Source organism: Paenibacillus sp. NPDC101420, from assembly GCF_050277435.1.
Lineage (GTDB): Bacteria > Bacillota > Bacilli > Paenibacillales > Paenibacillaceae > Paenibacillus_AQ.
In genome coordinates this window covers 126,586-148,930 of sequence record NZ_JBNNSE010000002.1, presented here as the reverse complement: position 1 = coordinate 148,930, position 22,345 = coordinate 126,586, and the positions used below count along the sequence as shown (strand labels likewise).

The window sequence follows — 22,345 nt, the reverse complement described above, 5'->3', positions numbered from 1 at the left end:
AAAGTTCTCATATTCTACCGAAGAGAAACTATTTTGACTTTTATTATCCTTTCACGCCTCCGAGGGCAATTCCCTCAATAACCTGCTTCTGACCGAGAGCAAAAATAATCAGCAGTGGCAGAATTGCAGATACCGCACCAGCCATCATGAGGGAATAAACATCCCCGTATTGGTCCCCAAACAACCGAATACCTAACTGAATAGTAAACAGCTCTTTAGATTTCAAAAAAATGAGTGGATACTGATAGTCGTTCCAGGTCCAGATAAAACGCAGAATAGCGTAAGTAGCTACAGCGGGACGGATCAGCGGAAATGCAATTTGTAGAAAAGAACGAAAATGACCTGCTCCATCCATCCGCGCCGATTCAAGATACTCGTTGTTTACCCCCATAAAAAATTGCTTGAGCATAAACGCACCGATAATACTAAAGCTGTTAATTAAGATCAATCCTAAATGCGTATCAATCAGATTTAGCCAGTTAAATAGTAGAAACTGTGGAACCAACGAAGCCTGCGGAGGAACCATGTAAAGGGCCAATACAACTACAAACATCGCATCTCTACCCGGAAAACGCAGCTTGGAGAACCCATAAGCAGCCAGTGCGCATATCAGCACATTAATTATAGTCGTTGCCAGCGTAATATAAATGGAATTTCCGTAATAACGAGCGAAATCACCTGACCAAACCTGTTTATAATTCTCAATGAGGTTCCACTGCTGCGGCAGCCATTGTATCGGAAAATCAAACACATCTTTCTCCAGTTTAAAGGAAGTGGATAACATCCATAGAAACGGTAAAAGAAATGCGATACCTAACAGTCCCATTGCGATTGTCCAGAACGTTCTGGATAGAAGCTCTTTTCTCACTGTAATTTCTCCTTTCTGCCTTTAATAATTGACCCATTTTTTTTGCGCTAACATCTGCAGGGCTGTAATGATCAGGCAGATGAGGAACAGGACAAGTGCCATGCTAGAGGCATAACCAGTCTTCAATTGATTGAAGGCGGTGTCATATAGCTCATAAACGATAACGGTCGTGGAATTGGCCGGTCCACCCTGTGTCAGCACTTGGATCAGATCGAAGATTTTAAATGAACCAATGACCCCTGTAACCAGCAGGAAAAAGGTAGTTGGCGAAATGCAGGGAACCGTGATATTGCGGAATTTCCGCCAGCTATTGGCCCCATCAATATCAGCTGCTTCATAAAGGTCCTTCGGAATACTCTGTAACCCAGCGATAAAAATAATAATGTTGTAACCGAGTTGAATCCAAATCTGGATCAACATAAGCGACGGCAAAGCATAATGGATATCAGCTAACCATTTTGGCGGATTACTCCACCCCAGTGACATCAGGAATTGATTTACAGGTCCTAATGAGGGATGAAACATTACCTGCCAAACCATAGCGATGGCAACTACACTGGAGATGTAGGGAAGGAAGTAAATCACTTTAAACAAGTCCTTCAGGAACACCTGTTTATCAATCAGGATCGCTAACAGCAGAGCAACGATGATCGTAACCGGTACTGTGATAATAAAGAGCAGATTGTTCAGCAAGCTTTTCATAAAAGCATCATCATGAAACAGTCTTATGAAATTATCCACGCCCGCAAACTTAATCCCCCCTAACCCAGCTACAAAGTTCCAGTTCGTGAAGCTTAACAGCAGTGAGCCCAGCACTGGGATCAACGTCAAGATGATCAGCCCCAACATCAGTGGAGCGACGAATAAATACCCAGCGATTGCTTCGCGCGTATCCATTTTAAGATGAAATTTTCGTATCATAGTTCTCCTCCTTTACTTATCCATAATTGTAGAAAAAGTAAGCCGTAATCATAAGAACTAGAATTGTTCATTTTGGAACTAATTTTACCGATCCTTTAGTTGCGAAGTTTTCTAGACAAACAAGTATAAACGCCTTTGGCGTCCTTATAAGGACGCCAAAGGCGTTTATGCGAGAAATATAAGACATAAAGTATATTGTAAAACTTATACTTTCTTATATTTGCAAAAAAAGCGCGAGCCAAGCTCCCGCCATCCACTACATTTCTATTTTTCCACGTAAAGTAAAGATCGTTTTACACGGACGCAACCTCTACAACACCTTTTCCATCCCCACCCGTGCTTTTCAGCTTCTTACTAAAAATCACAAACAAGATGACGCCCATTAAGCTCGTTATAACTTCTGTTATGGTCATTGACCAGATCACGCCATGAAGTCCAAAAACAGAATGTAACACGATAATCATAGGGATAAACAATACGCCTTGTGTGATGGCCATAATGTTGGTTGGTACTCCCTGTCCTGTCGCTTGAAAAATACTCATAAACAAACCTGTAAATCCATTAAATAAAGCAGAAATCAGCATGGCTACCAAAATATAAGTTCCCATACTTAACACTGAAGGGTCATTAGAGAAGAAGTGCAGGATCGTTCCTCTAAACAGAAACACTAGACCTACAAAGACAAAAGCAATACCTCCGATATAGGCAAAAGCATGTTTAATTGTTGATTTAAGTCTCGCCATATTTTGACTAGCAAAGTTAAACGCAAATAGCGGAATCAAACCTAAGAATAAGCCCATTGATAAGAACTCCGGAACTTGCACAATTCTTAAGGCCACACCAAATCCGGCAACCACATTTTCTCCATATTGAATCGCGAAGTTATTTAACAAAAGCGTGCTCACAATCACAAAACTAAATTGCAATAACTCTGATACACCTATTTTGTATACTTCTAATTGATCTCGAACAGATATCTTGAAATGCTTCAAAAATCCTCTTAGATGCTCACTTTTCGTTTCTAAAAAATAGACATAATAAATCGCGGAACCCACATTCGCTAAAACCATCGCCAACGCAGCACCTGCCACATGCCATTTCAGCACAAGAATAAAGAGTGGATCAAAAATTAAACTTAAAGCCGTACTAATAAAGATACCGTACATCGATTCTTTGGAGGCACCTTCGGAACGGACTAGCTGTTCCAAGGCAAAATTAAGCACAATGGCAAATCCACCGACAAAAAGGGTCAAAGCATAAGCCTTAGTAAAGTCTAGAGTAGCAGCATCTGCGCCTAGTAATCGCGTAATTGGATCAATCGCTAACATCGCTATTAGAGCAATAAGAATACCCACTATAATGCTTCCATAAAAAGTGTATCCGGCAACCTTCTTTCCCTTCTCCGTATCCTTTTGCCCCGCGAGCCTTGTAATAAATGTTCCGCCACCTACGCCAAGCATATTCCCAAAGGCCATAAGGACTGTGAAGATGGGTAGACCCAGCGTAATGGCAGTCAGCATACTAGTATTGTGGAGTAAGCCAATGAAATAAGCATTGATTACATTATAGATGGTACCAACAGACATCCCGATCATCATAGGAATGGATAAATGAGCAATTGCCTTCTTGATCGGCGCCGATTCTAAATAATATTGATTGGAGACTTCTGTTTCCATGATTAACCCTCCGAACGTTTATAGACTTGAATTAACTTTTTGCAGTAAAGACTTTAAGTTTGCTGTTTCTTCCGGACTGAGTGCTTTTGTAATGCTTGCTTCTACCCCTGAGAAAATCTCATTGAACTCCTCGACCAAAAGAGCGCCCTTTTCCAAAACAAAAATGCTCTTCTGCCGTTCATCATTTTCAGGTGTGACACGCTTGATATAGCCTTTCTTTTCTAACCCTTGAAGCATGCTGGTGATACTCGCCCCTTTTCTATTAAAGACTTCCGCCAAATCCTTTTGAATTACACCTTTTTCTTGATGCTCAAAAATATAACCGATCATGCGTCCTTGCTGTGAATTCAGCCCTAGCTCATTCAGCCTGGCGTCAGCTGTACTTTTTAGTTTCATCCCGATCTCTCGAATCAAATTAGAAAATGGTGTATTTTCAACGGGTTTGCTCATTATTATTTCCTCCGCATTCGTATTAGTTAGAACTCTAAGTAACATCATTATCATAATAGTTAGAACTCTAACTGTCAATATTCTAACTAAATAAACTGGTTTTATTCTTCCTTTAAGGTAAGTACATTGACGGCGGTGAATGTTTGGACTTCCGGCCACTGTTCCCTTGTAGAATGTTTTTTTAGTTCACCTTATTAAAAAACGCCCCTCTCCAGCACATGCCCGTAGACATGTACTGTAAAGGAGCGATTAGAGAAACTTACTTCACAAGTTCTTCCAGCTTTCCGAATAAAGCGGTTTTCGATTTCAGCTTTGAAGCATTGCCGACCACCGTGAAATAGTTCTGTTCCGTCACAGCCTTAAGTAAATCGGTGTACTGTCTGATATCTTCTGGTGTTGTCGACAAGATTTCATCCCGCTCTCGCTGCAGTTCGGCCTCCGTCACCTGTTCAAAATAATGTCGGTCCGCCCGCCGTCCCTGTGCGCTGGGACTAAGAGGCTGATCCAGCATAGATAAGGTACCGATGATCGCTTTGGTCATCTCATCGGGATCTGCTTCATACCCCTCAACAAATCGATAAGCCTGATCATAAACCTCCAGCGTCTCCTGCAAATTCGGATCACGGTAGGAGGTGAACATCATCATCCCATCTCTGCGCAGAACCAGGTTCCCGCCATACGCACCGCCCTTCACACGTACGGCATTCCACAGATAGGTAAGGCTCATGATTTTCTTGAGCACCTGCATTTTGCCTGAATATGTGAATCCTAGCTTAGTGAAGTCGTATCCTTTGACCACATATTGCACCTGGCTGGAAGACATGAATCCTTCATTGTCCGCATGTCCCTGTGCCGTAATCTTAGGCTTATTTACTACTGGCCGATCCTGGATACCCAGCTTCGCTGCATTAGCTATGAATTCTTCATACAAATCAGGCGTACCAGTTACGCTGATGATCAAATTGTTTTTATTGAACAAATCCCCACAGATGTCCTTCAGTGTGTCTGCCACCTGAGCTCCCTGCTGATCGAACGTCTCGGCAAGCTCGCGGATAAAGCGATAATAAGTAACGCCGCCCTGTTGTTCCTGATACGCTCCCATGTCCGAGAAATAGGACATCAGACGGCTGGCCGCAATCTCATTCCCTCTTTGATTCAGAATCGATTCCATCTGCGAGGCTTCCCGGCGGACGATTTCCTGCAGCTTGGTCAGATTGTCGAGCGCACTTGTGTAGAGTATCTCTCGCAGCAGGTCCAGTGATTCACCAATATGCCCCGCCATCACCTTCACCAGCGCAGAGAATTTAGGCTGATAGCTCGCCCCCGTAGCTTTTGCAGCGCCATAGAGCTCATTCCTGAAATATATGCCCCCGGTTTTGATCCCGATTTCACTGGTGAGCTCTTCGATGCTGTAGGACGCAGTCTCCATTTGGCCCAATACCTCTGCCAATAGCACCAAATAAGGAATCTTTTCAGGGGCTATAACACCCGTATCCCAATAAAGCTTGCAGTAGGTAATCTTATGGGTAGCTACCTCATGGTGGATCACTTTTATTCCCTCATGGATTTGTTCATGGGTCGGCACCTGAGGTTCTACGCTGCGGTTAATATCCTGTAAAGACAAGCTCGGTAGCTTCTGTAAATCTTCGGCTGCATCCGCACGACTCTGCCGCGCCAGAAGATGCTGTGTACTCTGAACAAGCTGCTCCAACTGACCTGGTTGCAGTGACGCTTTGTATTCACTCAATTGATGCTGAGTGGATGCTTCCTTTTCCGCTGCAATCGTCTTGGACGGGTTCAGTACCACCACACTGCAATGATCACTGTTCAGCAAATAGTCCTCAATCAGCTTCTCAAAATAACGGTCCGCAAGCTTTTCCCGAATGACCGTGAGCACCTCTTCATAGCGCATGTGAGTAGTCGGCTGACCGTCATAGAGCCAGGACTTCATCACTTCGATATTGTAAGTAAGACCCTTCGGATACTGATTAAAGTCCGCTTCCCGCAGTTCAAATTCCTTACTGTTGACCGCTGCCAGCACCAGCTTCTCATCTAGTCCGTCCTGGACCAAACGCTTTAATGTAGTCTTCACCAGCTTCACAAAGGCATCTTTGGAGGAGGCATTGGAATGCGTCAGCGTAATACCAAGCAGCGGTTGAACCATACTGTCGGAATAAAAAGCAAACGCGTCTTTGCCAAGTCCGCTTTCGAGCAAGGCTTGCTTGAGCGGAGCTGCGTTGCTGTCCATCAGCATGCTTTTTAAAATATCAAAAGCAAGGTTCAGTTCCCGATCAGTAGAAGTTCCAATCACATAATTTAGACTCAAATAAGTCTTATCAGTGGCTGTTTCTGCTTCCAGAATCGGATAATCCGCTACCAGCTCCGTCATTCCAATGGGCTGTTGTAGGGCAATGGAAGTATCGAAGCTATTTCGTTCATAAGAACCAAGATATTCCTGGTCTATAAATTGCAGCTTTTCTTCAATATTAACGTCTCCGTAGAGATAAAAATAACTGTTAGACGGATGATAATAGTTGCTGTGCGCCTTGAGAAACTGCTCATAGGTTAGCGCAGGAATTTCCTGTGGATCTCCACCTGAAGAATGACGGTAAATCGTGTCCGGATACAATGACTTTTTGATTCTATCCATCAATACCGTAGTCGGCGAGGAATATGAACCTTTCATCTCGTTGTAAACCACGCCTTTATAGATTAACTCATCTTCGGGATGCTGAAGCTCGTAGTGCCAGCCCTCTTGCTCAAAAATTTCTTGTTGCTTATAAATATTCGGTTGAAAAACACTATCCAGATAAACCTCCACCAAATTAGAGAAGTCCTGATCGTTCCGGCTCGCTACTGGATACATCGTCTTATCCCCAAACGTAAATGCGTTCAGGAACGTCTGCATCGAGCCTTTCAGTAATTCTACAAAAGGTTCCTTGACCGGATATTTCTCTGAACCACATAATACGGAATGCTCCAAAATATGAAAGACCCCCGTACTATCTTCAGGCGGGGTCCTGAAGCTTACACTAAATACCTTGTTGTCATCCTGATTCTGCACGAACAGCAGCCTGGCGCCGCTCTTCAGATGTTCCAGCGTGAATACGTTGGATTCGTTCTCCGGGATAAATTCCTCATTAACAACCTGAAATCCATAATAAGTGTTCCCTGTGATCAAACGGCTCATAGATTTCCCTCCTCTGTTTAGGGATATGATAACTCTACATGAGCTTATCATATCCCTGGGCGATTATTCCATCAGTAGAAGGTCTCCGGGATTAATTTCTGGTTCACATAAAACAAGACCACGCCAGTATAATTACTGACAAAGCCTTGTTTTATTTCAAATGATCTTTTAATATTGCTCCTAGTTCAGCTGTGTATTTAGTCAACCTTAAGCTTATCTCTGTACGCATAACATCTCGAGTTAAACCAAAGCGTTCCTGATATCCTCGGCAAAAGATTTTGTAATACACCAAGAACTCCTCCTGTTCATCTGCCAGCACCCTGATATTCCGCTGTTTCAGCTCTTTTTGCAGGCGATAAGTATCCTGCATGATCCGGCGTTGAATGGCTTGACCAGCCATCAGATAGGCACGTTTAAGAATGTTGCTGGAGGGCTCGATCTCTTTCAGGCTCTTGCTAACCATAGTATCTATATAAGGAAGCAAAATGAGGTCTCGAACCATCGTACGTTCCTCCATAGTTATCATTTTATCTGGGTTCTCACGCTGCTGTTCCTCGTACTGCTCAACATGCTCGGTCATGATCATTTTCGTTTTCCAGCGTTCATTACCCTCAAGTTTACTCATTTATAGTGACCTCCAATCTGTTCAGCTCTTTCTAAGGCAACACCGGATTCAAGCATAGATGAAGCTCTGATTAGAGCTTTACTGCCATAACGAGCTTTTATTTGATCGATTGCACGTTCTTTGTTGTAAGCCCGAACCCTGTCATCAAAGAGTGTAAGTTGGATGACGCTATCATCTGATAGGTTAGTCAAGGAAATCGCTAATCGACCTATGGGAAGGCCCGACCAGTTGTCTGCAAATAATTTTTGCGCAGCAGCAGCTACTTCGTGTGTTAGTGATGTGGGTTCGGGCAATGTCATCTGACGCTCGTAAGCGTTTGAACGCTCTCCGTTCGTCTCTAAAACTGAAATAGATACTACCGATCCCATATAACCATACCGCCGGGCTCGCTGGCATACTTCAATGACGAGCTCAAGCAGCACAACCTCAATATCCGTATGCCTGGTGTATAAATTCCAGCGCAAAGCCTTACCATGTCCCACTGATTTGATTTGATGACGCATTCCTGTGACCACTGGACTAGGATCTAGCCCGCGCGCAGTTTGCCAATAATATTCCGCTTGAATATCACTTTGCTTACCCATGGTAGTTCGCATTCGTCGCTTAAATTCTGACAGTTCCATTCGCGCAATATCTCCAATTGTGGATATACCCATACGCCAAAAATTCTTGGTCATTCTAGCCGCTACCATAAACATATCCTGCACGGGAAGTTTCCAAAGGGTCGTCTCTAATTGGTCAAAAGAAAGTTCATATATCCCATCCTTCATCTTTTTGGCGTAGTTATCTGTCGCCATCTTTGCCATAACCTTAGTAGATCCAATACCTACCCGTGTCCAGACTCCCGTCGAAAGTAAAACATGGTGCTGAATTTTATGAATCATATCCTGCAGCGATCCTCCGAAATACGCAAGAGATCCTGTGACATCCAGAAACTGCTCATCGATACTGTAGGGTTCTACCAGATCGGTATATGTTCGGTAAATCTCTGATATTAAGAGTGATACTTTAATGTAAGTCCCCATGCGTGGCCTTATTACGATTAGCTCTGGGCATTTTGCTAAGGCTTCACCTACACGCGAAGCCGTTGTTACCCCCTTCGCTTTTGCAAGCGGGCAGGCCGCCAACACAATACCGTTCATTCTTGTTGGATCCCCCACTGCAACAGGTTTATCTCGATATTCAGGGTGGGCAGCTTTCTCCACAGAGGCGTAAAATGCCTGGCAATCAGACAGTAGAATGACGCGATTCTTAGGCATGACGTTGTTCCTGCACGGGCTGCCATGAAAGAATATTTGCTGCCAAGAACATGCGAGGCGTTCCTGTAGTCAGACAGCTTGCTCGTATGCGTCCGTCACGGATACTGTGTATTTCAATTTTCCGCTGGCTGATATTTCTCGATTTGTCCTGGTAAATAATTTCAATTATTTGGCCGATGCTGATTTGCATGCGATCGCCTCCATAAAAATAAGAACACTTGTTTGTATTATATGCGTAATCGGGAATTTTAAGCAACAAAAAAGGTGAGGTAATTTCCCCCACCACACCGGATCTGATTTTTTTAAAACTGAGAATAATCTAATCCAGACCGAACGAGATCACAGTTCATTAGAGTGCATCCATGTGCTATAAAAAATGAGCATCCAGACCTGCGTATTCAACAGAGATTGAACAGACAACGAAAAAAGTTTACACTTTGATAGAGTAAACAACAGTAGTAAATTATTGATCTGTACTCAAAAGCTTTTTCTAGAAAGGAATTTTGCTAATGTTCCGTTCCTCCTACACCTTTCGTTCGGAAGAAGAAGCTTCCATGCTTCTGTTTGATTCTATCGGTTGGGAACAACTCGATTCACCTGCCTACTCCTTCAACGGCCAGAACCGGACGGAGAGAAGCTGTGTTATTTTTCAGTACACATTATCGGGAGAAGGTAGAATTGAAATAGATGGGGTTGTTCATCGGTTAACGAAGGGCAAAGCTTTTCTAGTGACTGTCCCCAGCATACACAGGTACTATTATCCGGAAGAAGGCACCGAGCCTTGGGAAGTTTTATGGCTCAATCTGCGGGGGCCTTTAGCGATTTCACTTTGGAACCAACTCGCTGCTCATTGCGGTCCAATTGTAGAACTCCCCCAAGAATCGGTTTCGATGGATTTATTGTGGAGTACATTCAAGGACATTCAGGTTCATGAAGAAAGGGATTTGCATCTTTTAACGGGAAAAGTCTTTCAGTGGATCTTGTCCATGGAGAAAACCCTCAAGAAACCAAATTTGTTAACCACCTATATAAAAAATGACAAGCTTCACGCCGCTATTCAATTCATGAAGGATGATCTGCATAATAATAATCTAAGCTTAGACGATGTTGCCGCTCATGTTGGTGTTTCCAAACATCATCTTTGCAGACTGTTTCAAAAAAACATCAATCTTTCACCCTTTGAGTATTTAAAAAGACGGCGGATCGAGTTGGCAGCTTCCAAGCTTAAAACAACAGATTTGAGTATCAACCAGATTGCGACGGAAAGCGGATTTGATAATGCCAGCTACTTCGGAAAGGTTTTCCGGTCCTATTTTGGGGTCAATCCTTCGACTTACCGCGAACAGGATCTGGCGTTCCAAACCAAACATGTATTTTTCGAAAATTGATCCATATAACAAAGGAGCAAGCCAGTGGCTTACTCCTTTTCTTATTAAACCTCTTTGAGTACAAATAATAAGCTTTTGAAATCGCCCTCAAGCTGTGGAAGTGAGAGTCCGAAGTGCATCAGCTCATCCCCTCTGTACACTTCACCGTTAAGCTCAAGTTTGTAGTTCTTAGCTGGGTCGAGTCCTTTCAACCGCAATCTACGGAGAGGTGCATTAGGCTCGGCCAGAACTCTGAAGTACGTGGCAAAGGCTTCTTTTTTATCATCCGAAACAAACATCCACGCAGTCTGATTCCCCTCAAATGGACTGAGCAGTCGATAGAAATCACCGAACTGAATCAGCATTCTCAGTTCCTTGTACTCAGAAACCTGCTTACGGATATCTTCGCGTTCAGCTTCAGTTAGCTTGGTCATATCTAGTTCGTAGCCGAAGTTACCAGACATCGCAACATGACCGCGTGTTTCGAGTGGTGTGATACGGTGCACCTGATGGTTAGGAACAGCCGATACGTGAGCACACATAGAACTTGCAGGATACACCATGCTTGTTCCATATTGGATCTTCAATCTTTCAATCGCGTCCGAATCATCACTGGTCCAGGTCTGTGGCATATAGTACAGCATTCCCGGATCATATCGTCCGCCGCCGCCGGAGCAGCTCTCGAACAAAATATGAGGGAAACGGGTGACGATACGCTCCAGCACATCATAAAGTCCAAGAATATAGCGGTGAGCCGTTTCGCGTTGACGTTCCGCTGGCAGAAGAGCAGATCCAATCTCCGTCATATTCCGGTTCATATCCCATTTCACATAAGTAATCGGAGCCGATGACAGCACGGAGCTAACCGAATCAACGATATAATCACATACATCCTTACGGGATAAATCCAGAACGAGCTGCTGGCGAGCTAACGTTCTTTTGTGACCTGGTACATGAAGACACCAATCTGGATGTTCACGATAAAGATCACTTTCTGGCGATACCATTTCCGGTTCGAACCATAATCCGAATTCCATGCCCATTGCCGTAATATCTTCTCCAAGTTTTCCAAGACCTTCAGGAAGCTTGCGGCGATCCTCTACCCAATCTCCGAGGGAGCTATCATCATTGTCTCGTTTCCCAAACCAGCCGTCATCTAAGACAAACAGTTCAAGGCCAAGATCTTTACCTGCTTGAGCAATTTCTTTGATTTTATCTGCGTTGAAATTAAAATAGGTCGCTTCCCAGTTGTTGATGAGAATAGGGCGCTTCCGATCACGGAATTCACCTCTGCATAACCGGGTCCGGTACAGACGGTGATATGTTCTTGATAATCCGCCAAGGCCTTGGCTGGATCTTACCAGCACTGCTTCAGGAGCCTGGAAGGATTCTCCCGGTTCAAGCAACCATTGAAAATTAAACGGTTGAATGCCGATGCCCACTCTGGAAATACCGTATGGATCCACTTCTGCTTGCGCAAGAAAGCTTCCGCTGTACACAAGGCTGAACCCGTATACTTCACCGTGGTCCTCTGTTGCATCTTTTGCAAGCAAAGCCATAAAAGGATTCTGCGTGGAGCTACTAGCGCCGCGCTTACTGTCAATTCGTTGGATACCAGGCACGAGTGGTCTTTTGTGGATATGACGTTCTCTTGTCCAAGTACCAGATAATTGTAGCATGTCATAATCAGAATCATGGAAGTCAACATTTGCGCTTAACACACGCTTCAGCACCACATTGTCCTTACCTTGATTCTCAATCCGTACAGAACGTGTGATCACATCCTGATTATTAAACACGGTGTAGCTCAATACAGCAATCAGCCCGCTTTTGTCATCTTGAAGAAAAAGTTCCAGTGTCTCTGCTTCTTCTTTACTTTCAACATAAGTGGAAGGCAATCCCTTTAACTCAGGCTTCCCTTTATTGATCTTATAGCTCTTATAAAGGAAATCCGTAACGGTCGTACCATCTACCAAATGAACCTCAAGCGCTGGTTCCCGGAAATCACCATTCCCATAAGACGGAAATTCACTCGGAATAGTGTCGAGGGAGATTCTCTTGTCCTCCATTGTGTAGGTCGGGCTAAAAGAGCAACGTTCCACCAAATTCAGCGGTTGCACTATTCCTTCTAATTTAGGACCCCAATAGACATGCGCTGGAAGCTCACCTCTAACGACTTCAATAACGTAGCTGGACCGCTCAGACTGTAAATGAAACACCTTGCGGCTGTCATCATAATAAATGCTCATAATATCCTCCTACTCTTCTTATCAGATCTTGTTGTAATATAACTGACTTAATTTATCTTGTTGTTTGAAGTCTATTTTAAAGATAATTGGAAGGGGATACAATCTTAATATCTATACCTTAAGTAGTAAAATATTGATCTATAAAAAATTCAATTTCATGTTATTAAGCTTTGCAGACCAATAAATGATTATTAGCGGCTATAGTAAAAAAAATACATAAAAAAAGAGGCCCCAAGATAAGGGCCTACTTCCTGTGAATCTTCCTAATTAAATATCAAATACGGAACGTACAGTAAGCTGTGCACGAAGTTCTTCCACCGTAGCTGGCTTGTCGAGATCTTTTTTAGCGATGATAATGGTCCTAGTTGTACCACCCGACATATCAAAATAGTTGTCGCTGAAGATGGCATCTCTCTCCTTGAAGTCTAGGCCGACAAAACGAGCATACGTCTTAGCCTTCACGGTAATGACAAATTTTTCTTCTTCCTCGGTAAGCATAGCTTCAAGCTCAGGGTCAACGAAGCTAAAATGCTTCGGCTTAACAAACAGGACCGTGCCGCCACTCTTTGTCTCTCCCTCTACCTCAAAAGAATATTCCAGATAAGTCTCACGTTTCTTCCCTTTCGTATCCAGTATGTGGCCGAAATCAAGCTGTTCGAACTCAGCAGTACTTAACGCGGCAATCTCCACTGGCTTTGTGCCTTCCAGCAAGACCTCCGATGTCGTAGTAAGCAGTCTCCAACTCAGTTCACCAATAACTTGTTCTCTGCTTTCGTTAGAGACATGAAGGGAGACCTTCGTTCCTTCGTCATGGGCAGAAACAAGAATCGGCGCGAAGAAATGTTTAGCCGCATAATGCATAGCCTTCCACCGGCCATAATAGTCGATACTGGACCAAGAAGCTACCGGCCAGCAGTCATTCAACTGCCAGTACAATGCACCCATGCAGCGACCTCTATGTCTACGCCAGTGCTCAACGCCGCAACGCATCCCTTCTGCTTGGATCAGCTGTGAGGCATACAATACAGAATCAAAATCTTTCGGATATTTGTAGGTCTCCCCAATATAATAGAGAATTTTCTCATTCCCGGTATTGTTCTTCTGATGGGACTCCATGACATAAGAGAAGATATTGCGATCCTCCGGCAGCGTGAACGACTCGATGGTCTTCAGGCCCGGAAACGACTGTAACCCGAATTCAGACATATAGCGCGGATATAGCTTCCGGTAATCGGTAAACGGTTCCTTCCCATGCCAGACTCCCCAATAATGCATATCTCCGTAATTCTCGTCATTTGGCTTGTCAAAGCTACCTTTGGAGGATGGTGAAGCACGCCAGTAGAAGGTATTCGGATCAATTTCTTTAGCGATTGCCGGTAGAAGCACCTCATATTGCTTAATATAATCTGCCTTAAGCTGCAGTGAGTAATGCTTCTCCCAGTCCCATTCGTCCCAAGCCAGCTCCTGCTCGTTGTTGCCGCACCACAAGCCTAGCGAAGCATGATGGCGAAGACGTTTCATGTTATCGATGGTCTCGTGAGTGATATTCTCCTCGAAGGCTTCCGTCAGAGCATAAATGCCGCAGGCATACAGATGATCCTGCCAGACAATGAGGCCATATTCATCGCAGAGATCATAGAAATAATCATCCGGGTAATACCCGCCACCCCATACGCGAATCGTATTGAAATTGGCAGCGACACAGCTTTGGAGCAAGCGATCCGTGCGATCCCTAGACACGCGAGGTAGAAGATTGTCTTCCAGAATATAGTCGGCACCTGTAGAGAAAATAAGCACACCGTTGACTTCAAAAGCAAACGATTCTCCCCACTGATCTTCTTCCTGCTTCACAGTAATGGTTCTAAGTCCAATCCGAAATTCTCTACGATCTAACTCCTGTGACTTTTCCTCAATTACAACCTCTACGTTATACAGTGGCTGAGCACCGAGATTATTCGGCCACCACAGCTCTGGCTCCATAATTTCCAGTGCAATATGTTGATCCGTCCCAATCATTTCAGACACACGATGCTCAATGCACAGACCCGCTGGTGTGTGAACTTTAACCACAATTTCTCGATCAGCCGCTTGCCAGCTCTCTGTTCTAACTCGAACATCCAGCATGACCTTATCCTTCTCATGGAATTGCGTAATATAAACATCATCAAGGCGAGCACTGTTGTAACCCTGAATAGAGAGACTACGCCAGATTCCTAGATCGGGTAACTTTGGACCCCAGTCCCAGCCGAACATGGAGTGCGCTTTGCGCAGATGCGATATCCCCTCTACCGCATCAGCACATCCACTGAGCGGCAATTCTGCTTGCTTCCGTAGAGTGAATTCTACTGGGGAGCGAAAAATGGCGTGGATAGTATTATCACCAGGCGTCAATACAGCCTTGATATCCACTTCATACGTCCGGTGCATATTGTCACTGTTCAGAATATTAGTTCCATTCAGGGAAAGCTCACAAAGCGTATCGAGCCCTTCACACAGCAGAAATACTCGGTCATGCTCTAGTACGCCTGCTTCCAGCTGAAAACTACGCTTATATTCGTAATCGTAATTGGACAGTTCCAGAACCTCATACTCCTGCTCGCGGTAGAACGGATCTGGCATTTCACCGGCATTCAACAAATCATGGTAGACAGAGCCTGGCACGCTGGCTTCCAGCCATTTCGGTTCATGAAGCCGTTTCATTTCCCATTTTCCGTTTAGATTGACAAGTTGCATATTTCCGCCTCCACAAATGTGCTATTTTGACTTCTTGTATTAAAATTTTAACAATAATATGTATACATTTCTTCTATTGTGTTCGCAAAAATAGTGTGCTATTTTGACATCACTAACACTGGAGGAAAAACATGATCAAATACACTGAGGCAAGCCATATAAACCCCGAATTGCTAGCTGATCCCTTCTGGGTAGAATCTCTGAGTCAGGTATCCCCAGAACATACGCATGATTTTTATGAATTTTTCATACTCACTGAAGGCCGATGCCGGCATATCGTCAACGGGGCTGCCCAGCTTCTTCAATCTGGCTGCCTTGTCTTCATCCGGCCGGATGATACCCATCGCTATGAAGCTGACGGGGATAGCGATTGCCGCTTTCTGAACATTCCCTGCCGAAAAAACCTCATTAATGATGCCTTTAGTTACCTGAATGAAGAAGAATTCCTGCACGGGCTATTACATACTCCGCTCCCTAGAATCGCCATGTTATCTCAAATGGAGATGGATGATTTCATTCGTTCTTTCGAACGCATCCGAATGCTTTCTACCTTAGACAAAGTAAAGTCCAGGATTTATCTGAAAGGAATACTCGTAGATACACTTACCCAGCATTTTTTCTCTCCAGAAACCATCGAGCAGCCAGAATTCCCACTGTGGCTCGAACATGCCGTTTCCAAGATGCATCTAAAAGAAAACTTAAACAAAGGCCTTCATGCCCTGTACGAGTTATCGGGCAGAAGCGCCGGTCATGTCAACCGGGCCTTTCGCCAATACTTGAACCAGACACCAACAGAATATATCAACCAACTTAGGCTCAACGTGGCACGTAATCTGCTACTTACTACAGAACTACGTGTGGTCGAAATTGCTCTGGAGTCCGGCTTTGACAATGTCAGCCATTTCTATCATCAATTCAAAAAGTACTATCACCAGGCCCCGCTGGATTTCCGCAAAAATGCGCATGCTAATAGACTAGTTTAATTAACATTTGAAAACATAGAAAAAGGCTCCCCCTCTGCCTGAATGCAGAGAGGAAGCCCTTACAATAATTATTTTGAATTCCACAGCTCCATACGCTCTGCGTACTTTTGGTTAATGATTTCTTCTACTTTCTCATCCCCAGCCTTTTTCATTTCCGCAAGCATCTTATCGAATGTCGCGTTGGCTTCGGCTTCAGTAGGAGCAATGATTACTCTCGTAATGCTTTGATCCATAATATCTTTTACCTTCTGTGCAGTCAGTGCTTCAGGTGTTCCGCCATCAGGGCTCAAGTTGTCATATGCCGCTGTATCCCATACGGAATCCCCAAGACTCTTGATTGCCATCTGATCTACTTCACTGCGTTGATATTTAACGGCCATATCGTAAGGCTGTTCATTTGCATCCAGACCATTCTTGATAAACCACAACCATTTGCGGACACCGCTCTTCTTGACTGTGTCGTCCCAGTTTTCCTTGAAGCTATCCAAGAATGCAGGGTCCGGTTGTCTCTTGCCATCCACCATGGTGTATTGAACGCCTTCTTGGCCCCACAGCAGCAAATGCTGTCCTTCATCACTTGCCAAGAAATTGAACAGCTTCATTGTTTCTTCAGGGTGCTTGTTGTTCTTCGTAATAGCGATAGCATCCCATCCAAGTGAGCTTCTTGGTCCAAATGTCGTTTGGGCAGGGTCTACTCCAGGGGCAACTACCTTGTATGGGAAGAGCTGATTATCTTCTCCGCCATCCTTCTTCAAAGTTCCGTTCCCGTTACCTGGATCCCAGTAAGCGCCTGGTGTGGAGAATACTGCGCCAGTAGCCAACTTTTGAACCCAAGTTTGCGTTTTGCTAATCGCAAATTCCTTCTCAATCAGACCTTCTCTGTATAATTTATTTACGTAGAGCAACATTTCACGATACTTTGGATCCTTAACATCATATTGCAATGTTCCATTGTTATCATAGTAAGTTTTCAGACCCCACATGCCTTTGAATGTTCCAAGGTTGGCGCCCATATTCTCGCCGTTCATGGTCATTGGAATGGATTCTTTTCCATCAATCGTCTTGTTTTTTGCTTTAAAATCCTTCAAAATCGCTTCTAATTCATCTGTTGTAAGCGGTGCTCTGCCATCTGCTTTGTCCGGAGCCAGATCTGCAAGCAGATTTTTTCTCATCAGCATCCCGAAGACTGGATCACTATCTAGTCCATACCAGTTAGCCAAGTAATAGTTCTTTCCGTCTTTATAACGAGTCTTGGTCAATGTGTCGCCATACATTTCCTTGATATCAGGGCCATTCTTCTCAATCAGCTCATCGAGTGGAATAAAGGCACCGCTTGTAATGTATTTATCAAGTGAAGCATCCCCACGGCTCATCACGACCACATCCGGATAGTCACCGCTGGCAAGCATCAAGCTTAGCTTCTCTGTCGGATTTCCTGTTGGCTGCTGAATAGAGATCTCAATGCCAGTCTTTTTAGTGATTTCTTGGGCGACAGCATCAGTAAAAGGCTCTCCCTTAGTATTTGAATCAAACCATGTAAGTGTAATCGGCTCTTGTTTTGTATTGTCTCCAGCCGCTTTGTTTGTATTGTCTGTTCCATCATTAGAGCCACAGCCCGCTAATAGTGAAGCAGATAATGCAGCAGTTATACTTACGCTCAACAATTTGTTTTTCTTTATCATAGACACCCTAATTCCTCCCATTAATTAAGTTACGTCACAAGTCTATCAAGCAACCAAGCAAGTCTGTCCGCTCACCCCCCTTCAGGGCCGCCAGCTGGACAACTCCTCTCCGGCTGGCGTTCGGTTATTTAATCATATTAACTCTTAACAGCTCCCAAAGTCATACCCTTAACAAAATACTTTTGCAGGAACGGATATACTAGAACGATAGGCAATGTTGCAACCATCGTCGCTGCCATCCGGATCGTATCGCTTGAAACAGCATTTCGCTTGGCGGAGTTTGCCAGCATTTGCGATTGCGATACCATACCTCCGGTCTGGAACTGACTCAGTATTTTGACGAGGACCGCTTGCAAGGTCTTCAGGTCTGAGCTGTAAGTAAATGCATAGGAGTCAAACCACGAGTTCCAATGCGATATTGCCTGAAAGAGGCCCACTGTCGCAAGTACTGGTGTTGTTAACGGCAGCACAATCCGGAAGAAAATCATTAAGTCGTTCGCTCCATCTACTTTCGCTGACTCCTCAATCTCACCAGGTAATCCCTCCATAAAGGTACGGACAATAATCATATAGAAGACATTCATCAAGCCTGGCAGAATAAAAACGGAGAAAGTGTCGATCATATTCAGGGCTTTAAGCACCATGTAATAAGGAATCAGCCCGCCTCCGAAATACATCGTAAAGACGAAGTAAAGGTTCCAACCCTTGCGTCCCATCAAATTCCGCCGGCTTAGCGGATAAGCAAGCATCGTAATCACAAGAACCGATAGTGGTGCACCAATTACGGTCCGTTTAACTGTTACCCATATCCCATTCATAATTTCGGTATCTTTCAAAATTTGTTTGTAGCTATCAAAGGTGATATCTCTTGGCCAAAAGTAGACGCCACCACGAACAGTATCCTCAGCAGCATTTAATGAAAGAACGAGAATATTCCAAAAAGGTAAGAAGGTAACTAGCAACACAAGGATAAGAATCAAATATACAAAACACTTAAAGATATGATCTCCGTATCTGTTCAAAAACATCTCAAGCGCTCCTCTCCATTTTGTTATTTAGAACAACGCTTGGTCGTTCACTTTTCTAGAAATTCGATTCACGATTACAACAAGAATGAAGGCAATAACGGATTTGAATACCCCCACGGCAGCCCCGTATGAGAACATGCTGTTTTGTAACCCGTATTTGTATGCATAAATATCGATAACTTCCGAGTACTCAAGTACAGTGTTATTTTGCAACAGATATTGTTGTTCAAAGCCGGCATTCAAAATACCTCCGACTGCAAGAATGGCCAATATCACGATAGTTGGACGTAAAGCAGGGAGCGTAATATTCCACATTTGCTTGAATCGGCTTGCTCCATCTACTCTTGCGGCTTCGTAAAGCTCTGGATTAATAGCGGATATTGCAGCTAGGTACATAATGGCGCTAAAACCCATTTCTTTCCACATATTAGATAAGGCGATAATCCACCAGAATAAAGGTCCGTTTTGTAGAAAAGCTACCGGTTCGTTAACAATCCCGAGCGTTACTAAAAGATTGTTGAACATCCCATCGGAAGCTAGCAGCGTAATTACAATGTTAGCGGCGATAACCCATGAGATAAAATGCGGTAGATAAGAAACCGTCTGCGTAAAGCGTTTGAAAAATCCCTGTTTTGCTTCATTCAGCACAAGCGCGAGTATGATCGGCGCAGGAAACCCGAATAACAAGGTCAAGAGGCTTGTCGCAAGCGTATTACGCATTACACGGTAGAAGTCTCCTGTGGTAAAGAAATATTCAAACCACTTAAAGCCAACAAAGTCAGCATGGAAAAATTGTTGAAAAAATGTTCCTCCACCCGGTTGATAGTTTGTAAATGCCATATACATACCAAACATAGGTCCATAGGAAAATAGCAATGTCGCAATTATGGCAGGGAGCATTAGCAAAAATAACCATTTCTGCTCTTTTAATCTGTACCAAAAATTATTGCCCCTGACTGTTTTGATAGCGCTTGCTTTATGCATCAAATACCCTCCCTTTTTATTTAGTGCAGCATGCCCTGCTACATCTCGATTCAGCTTCTCTCCTATTTATCTTAAGTCCGTATAGAGCTCCTTTCTATACTTCAATCCTCCGAATGATAGCGCTTTTTAAAGGAGTTTCTTAACATTCGAGCATTGGATTTCGATATTCAGTCTGATATGATAAACTTGGCTTTCCGTGAATTCACAGTAAAGAAGGGACTTCTACGATGCGTCATTTTTACAAAAAGTATATTTATATGCCTTTTATCGACCTTAGCTTTCGCTCCAAGCTATTCCTCGTGTTCGTTCTGGTCACCATTCTTCCAATGATGCTTTTTGTCTATTTTTCATTCGAACTTACAAAATCAAAGCTGACCGATCAAATCTACATCAATATGATGAATTCAACGGCCCAGATCAACAAGAACCTGGAGAACAAACTGGACAGCTATGAGCATATTTCCGCTTCTATTTACTTGGATAATAGGCTAGCCACTTACCTCACGAGCGAATATCAAGATGATCCATCTTATCTAGACGTCTATCAATATATTGGCAATCGTATAGACACGGTAATGGCTGCCTATCCCGATTTTGGTAGCGTTTTCATTTATTCCGACAATCCATCACTGCCCAAGGATAATTACTATATCAAGCCGGTTACACCCGAAGTGAAGGAGACAGAGCTGTACAAGCAGCTGATGCAGTCTCATGGGAATATTATTCATCTGTCCTCACCACAGTCACAAGATAATCCCGCAATGTTTACATTAGCTAGGTTACTGAACAATAATCGCAACCAATATCCCTACGGTATTCTGGTCTTCGAAATATCCGAATCGGTGATCTATTCTTTAATGGAGAAAGAAGCAGGCGGCAAAGATATTTTTATTGTTAATGACAAGGGCCTTATTTTATCAGCCGCCGACAAACAATTATTAAATACAAGCCTGCCGGAAATGCTTGATCAGAACTTTGATGAATTGCCTTCTGGCAGATTTGATACTACCTATAAAGGGGAAAAGGCTTTCGCCGTCTATAACACGCTCACAAATGGATGGAAAACCGTCTCTATATTCCCTTATGACAGTATCATTCAGGATGCAAAATCACTGTCAGAGCTCATCATCAAAATTTCTTTAGGCTTTATAATCGTCGCATTATTGCTGATTTATATTACTGCATCGATGTTTAGCAAGCGTATCCGAATGTTAATCCGAATGATCCGGCGGCTAGAACGTGGTGACTTCAACCCTACGAATGATGAATATTTAGGTAACGATGAAATTGGCCAGCTTCATTTTGCCTTCAAGCAAATGACTACACGCTTAAAGAGTCTAATCACCGAAGTGTATCAGAAGGAGCTACAGAACAAGGAGGCAGAGCTTGACCTGCTTCAGGCCCAGATCAACCCCCATTTTCTGTACAATACACTTGGCTCCATTTCGTCTCTTGCCCTAAAACATCAAGATACTCGCATTCAGGATTTGGTGCTTCATCTCGCCAAGTTTTATCGCATCTCCCTGAATAAAGGAAAGAGCATCTTAACTATTAATGAAGAATTGAAGCTGACGCAAAGCTACAATGCGATTCAACTGATCCGATTCAAAGGACAACTGAACATCACCTACAATATTGATGAAGCGATCTTACCTTACTCTACAGTCAAGCTAGCCTTGCAGCCTTTTGTAGAAAATGCGGTGCTTCATGCTGTGTGGAATCAGGAAAGCCCGCTAAATATTCATATCAAAGGCATAGTCGAAAATAGTGATATTATTCTATCTGTAATTGATGATGGCATGGGGATGAGCCGTGAGACACTTCACACTTTACTTGACGATAAACCCGGGCGAGGTTATGGGATTTCAAACGTAGATCGACGGATAAAACTGAGGTTTGGTGAGCATTACGGCGTTACAGTGTTTAGTAGGCTCGGAATAGGAACCACTGTGCAAATTCGCTTACCACAAAAGGAAATGTAAGGAACGACGCATCTGAATAACCGCAAAGCTTATTGAAAAATCAGAAATATTGATTAACAATTAGGGAAATCCTCCCTGGAATTTGGCGATTTTTGCTCATTATACTGATAATCAGGGAAATCCTCCCTGATTATTTGCTGATTTGGAGGTAAATTCAGAATTCGCCCGATTATTAGGGAGGATTTCCCTAATTACATCGCATCCAAGAATTTTTTGGCTATTTTTAGGGAGATTTCCCCTAATCGCTCTCACCTAGCCTAGTTACCACGAGCTTGCCACGAGCCCCTCGATATAACCATTATCATTTTAATAAAGCTTCAGTGAACACCAAAAACGAAGGAGCTAAGC

Annotated in this window: 16 protein-coding genes; 3 read left to right on the top strand and 13 right to left on the bottom strand. The window is 43.6% G+C overall.

The window, feature by feature from the left end:
* Positions 1–43 precede the first annotated feature (43 nt).
* The 8 genes from ACQKMP_RS09435 to ACQKMP_RS09400 all read right to left on the bottom strand — a co-directional run bounded on the left by ACQKMP_RS09435 (position 44) and on the right by ACQKMP_RS09400 (position 9,179).
* Positions 44–826 (bottom strand): carbohydrate ABC transporter permease, encoded by a 783-nt coding sequence (locus ACQKMP_RS09435; RefSeq protein WP_042194330.1) that lies wholly within the window; start codon positions 824–826, stop codon positions 44–46.
* A 63-nt stretch (positions 827–889) separates the two neighbouring features.
* Positions 890–1,789 (bottom strand): carbohydrate ABC transporter permease, encoded by a 900-nt coding sequence (locus tag ACQKMP_RS09430; RefSeq protein ID WP_042190714.1) that lies wholly within the window; start codon positions 1,787–1,789, stop codon positions 890–892.
* A 293-nt stretch (positions 1,790–2,082) separates the two neighbouring features.
* Positions 2,083–3,465, bottom strand: coding sequence for an MATE family efflux transporter (locus tag ACQKMP_RS09425; protein WP_076300765.1), 1,383 nt, complete (start codon positions 3,463–3,465; stop codon positions 2,083–2,085).
* A gap of 18 nt (positions 3,466–3,483) precedes the next feature.
* Positions 3,484–3,915 (bottom strand): MarR family winged helix-turn-helix transcriptional regulator, encoded by a 432-nt coding sequence (locus tag ACQKMP_RS09420; protein WP_042190718.1) that lies wholly within the window; start codon positions 3,913–3,915, stop codon positions 3,484–3,486.
* Between the two features lie 259 nt (positions 3,916–4,174).
* On the bottom strand, positions 4,175–7,105 hold the full coding sequence (locus ACQKMP_RS09415; protein ID WP_427469279.1) for an insulinase family protein: 2,931 nt from the start codon (positions 7,103–7,105) through the stop codon (positions 4,175–4,177).
* 151 nt (positions 7,106–7,256) lie between these two features.
* On the bottom strand, positions 7,257–7,730 hold the full coding sequence (locus ACQKMP_RS09410) for a hypothetical protein (RefSeq protein WP_042190722.1): 474 nt from the start codon (positions 7,728–7,730) through the stop codon (positions 7,257–7,259).
* On the bottom strand, positions 7,727–8,989 hold the full coding sequence (locus ACQKMP_RS09405; protein ID WP_427469278.1) for a DNA polymerase IV: 1,263 nt from the start codon (positions 8,987–8,989) through the stop codon (positions 7,727–7,729). Before ACQKMP_RS09405 ends, ACQKMP_RS09410 begins: the two co-directional genes overlap by 4 nt.
* The gene (locus tag ACQKMP_RS09400) at positions 8,982–9,179 is read right to left on the bottom strand and encodes a hypothetical protein (RefSeq protein ID WP_427469277.1); all 198 of its coding nucleotides are present in this window, start codon (positions 9,177–9,179) and stop codon (positions 8,982–8,984) included. The genes ACQKMP_RS09405 and ACQKMP_RS09400 overlap by 8 nt, the downstream gene beginning before the upstream one ends.
* 319 nt (positions 9,180–9,498) lie before the next feature.
* On the opposite strand from ACQKMP_RS09400, the gene ACQKMP_RS09395 reads away from it, so the two are divergent.
* Positions 9,499–10,377 (top strand): AraC family transcriptional regulator, encoded by an 879-nt coding sequence (locus tag ACQKMP_RS09395; protein ID WP_339797799.1) that lies wholly within the window; start codon positions 9,499–9,501, stop codon positions 10,375–10,377.
* Positions 10,378–10,421: 44 nt separating this feature from the next.
* Here ACQKMP_RS09395 and ACQKMP_RS09390 read toward each other — a convergent pair whose 3' ends face one another.
* Both ACQKMP_RS09390 and ACQKMP_RS09385 read right to left on the bottom strand, forming a co-directional pair.
* Positions 10,422–12,605, bottom strand: coding sequence for an alpha-galactosidase (locus tag ACQKMP_RS09390; RefSeq protein WP_427469276.1), 2,184 nt, complete (start codon positions 12,603–12,605; stop codon positions 10,422–10,424).
* Between the two features lie 267 nt (positions 12,606–12,872).
* Positions 12,873–15,338 carry a beta-mannosidase gene (locus ACQKMP_RS09385; protein ID WP_427469275.1) on the bottom strand — a complete coding sequence of 822 codons (2,466 nt, stop codon included), beginning with the start codon at positions 15,336–15,338 and terminating at the stop codon, positions 12,873–12,875.
* 131 nt (positions 15,339–15,469) lie between these two features.
* Here ACQKMP_RS09385 and ACQKMP_RS09380 point away from each other — a divergent pair, with 131 nt between their 5' ends.
* On the top strand, positions 15,470–16,321 hold the full coding sequence (locus tag ACQKMP_RS09380; RefSeq protein ID WP_427469274.1) for a helix-turn-helix domain-containing protein: 852 nt from the start codon (positions 15,470–15,472) through the stop codon (positions 16,319–16,321).
* Between the two features lie 68 nt (positions 16,322–16,389).
* Here ACQKMP_RS09380 and ACQKMP_RS09375 read toward each other — a convergent pair whose 3' ends face one another.
* From ACQKMP_RS09375 to ACQKMP_RS09365, 3 genes are all read right to left on the bottom strand, one after another.
* Entirely contained in the window at positions 16,390–18,003 is a 1,614-nt protein-coding gene (locus tag ACQKMP_RS09375) for an extracellular solute-binding protein (protein ID WP_197071323.1), read from the bottom strand.
* A 137-nt stretch (positions 18,004–18,140) separates the two neighbouring features.
* Positions 18,141–19,031 (bottom strand): carbohydrate ABC transporter permease, encoded by an 891-nt coding sequence (locus ACQKMP_RS09370; RefSeq protein WP_042190738.1) that lies wholly within the window; start codon positions 19,029–19,031, stop codon positions 18,141–18,143.
* A gap of 27 nt (positions 19,032–19,058) precedes the next feature.
* Positions 19,059–20,015, bottom strand: coding sequence for an ABC transporter permease (locus tag ACQKMP_RS09365; RefSeq protein ID WP_042190740.1), 957 nt, complete (start codon positions 20,013–20,015; stop codon positions 19,059–19,061).
* Positions 20,016–20,242: 227 nt separating this feature from the next.
* Here ACQKMP_RS09365 and ACQKMP_RS09360 point away from each other — a divergent pair, with 227 nt between their 5' ends.
* Positions 20,243–21,997 (top strand): sensor histidine kinase, encoded by a 1,755-nt coding sequence (locus ACQKMP_RS09360; RefSeq protein ID WP_340972030.1) that lies wholly within the window; start codon positions 20,243–20,245, stop codon positions 21,995–21,997.
* Positions 21,998–22,345: the final 348 nt, after the last annotated feature.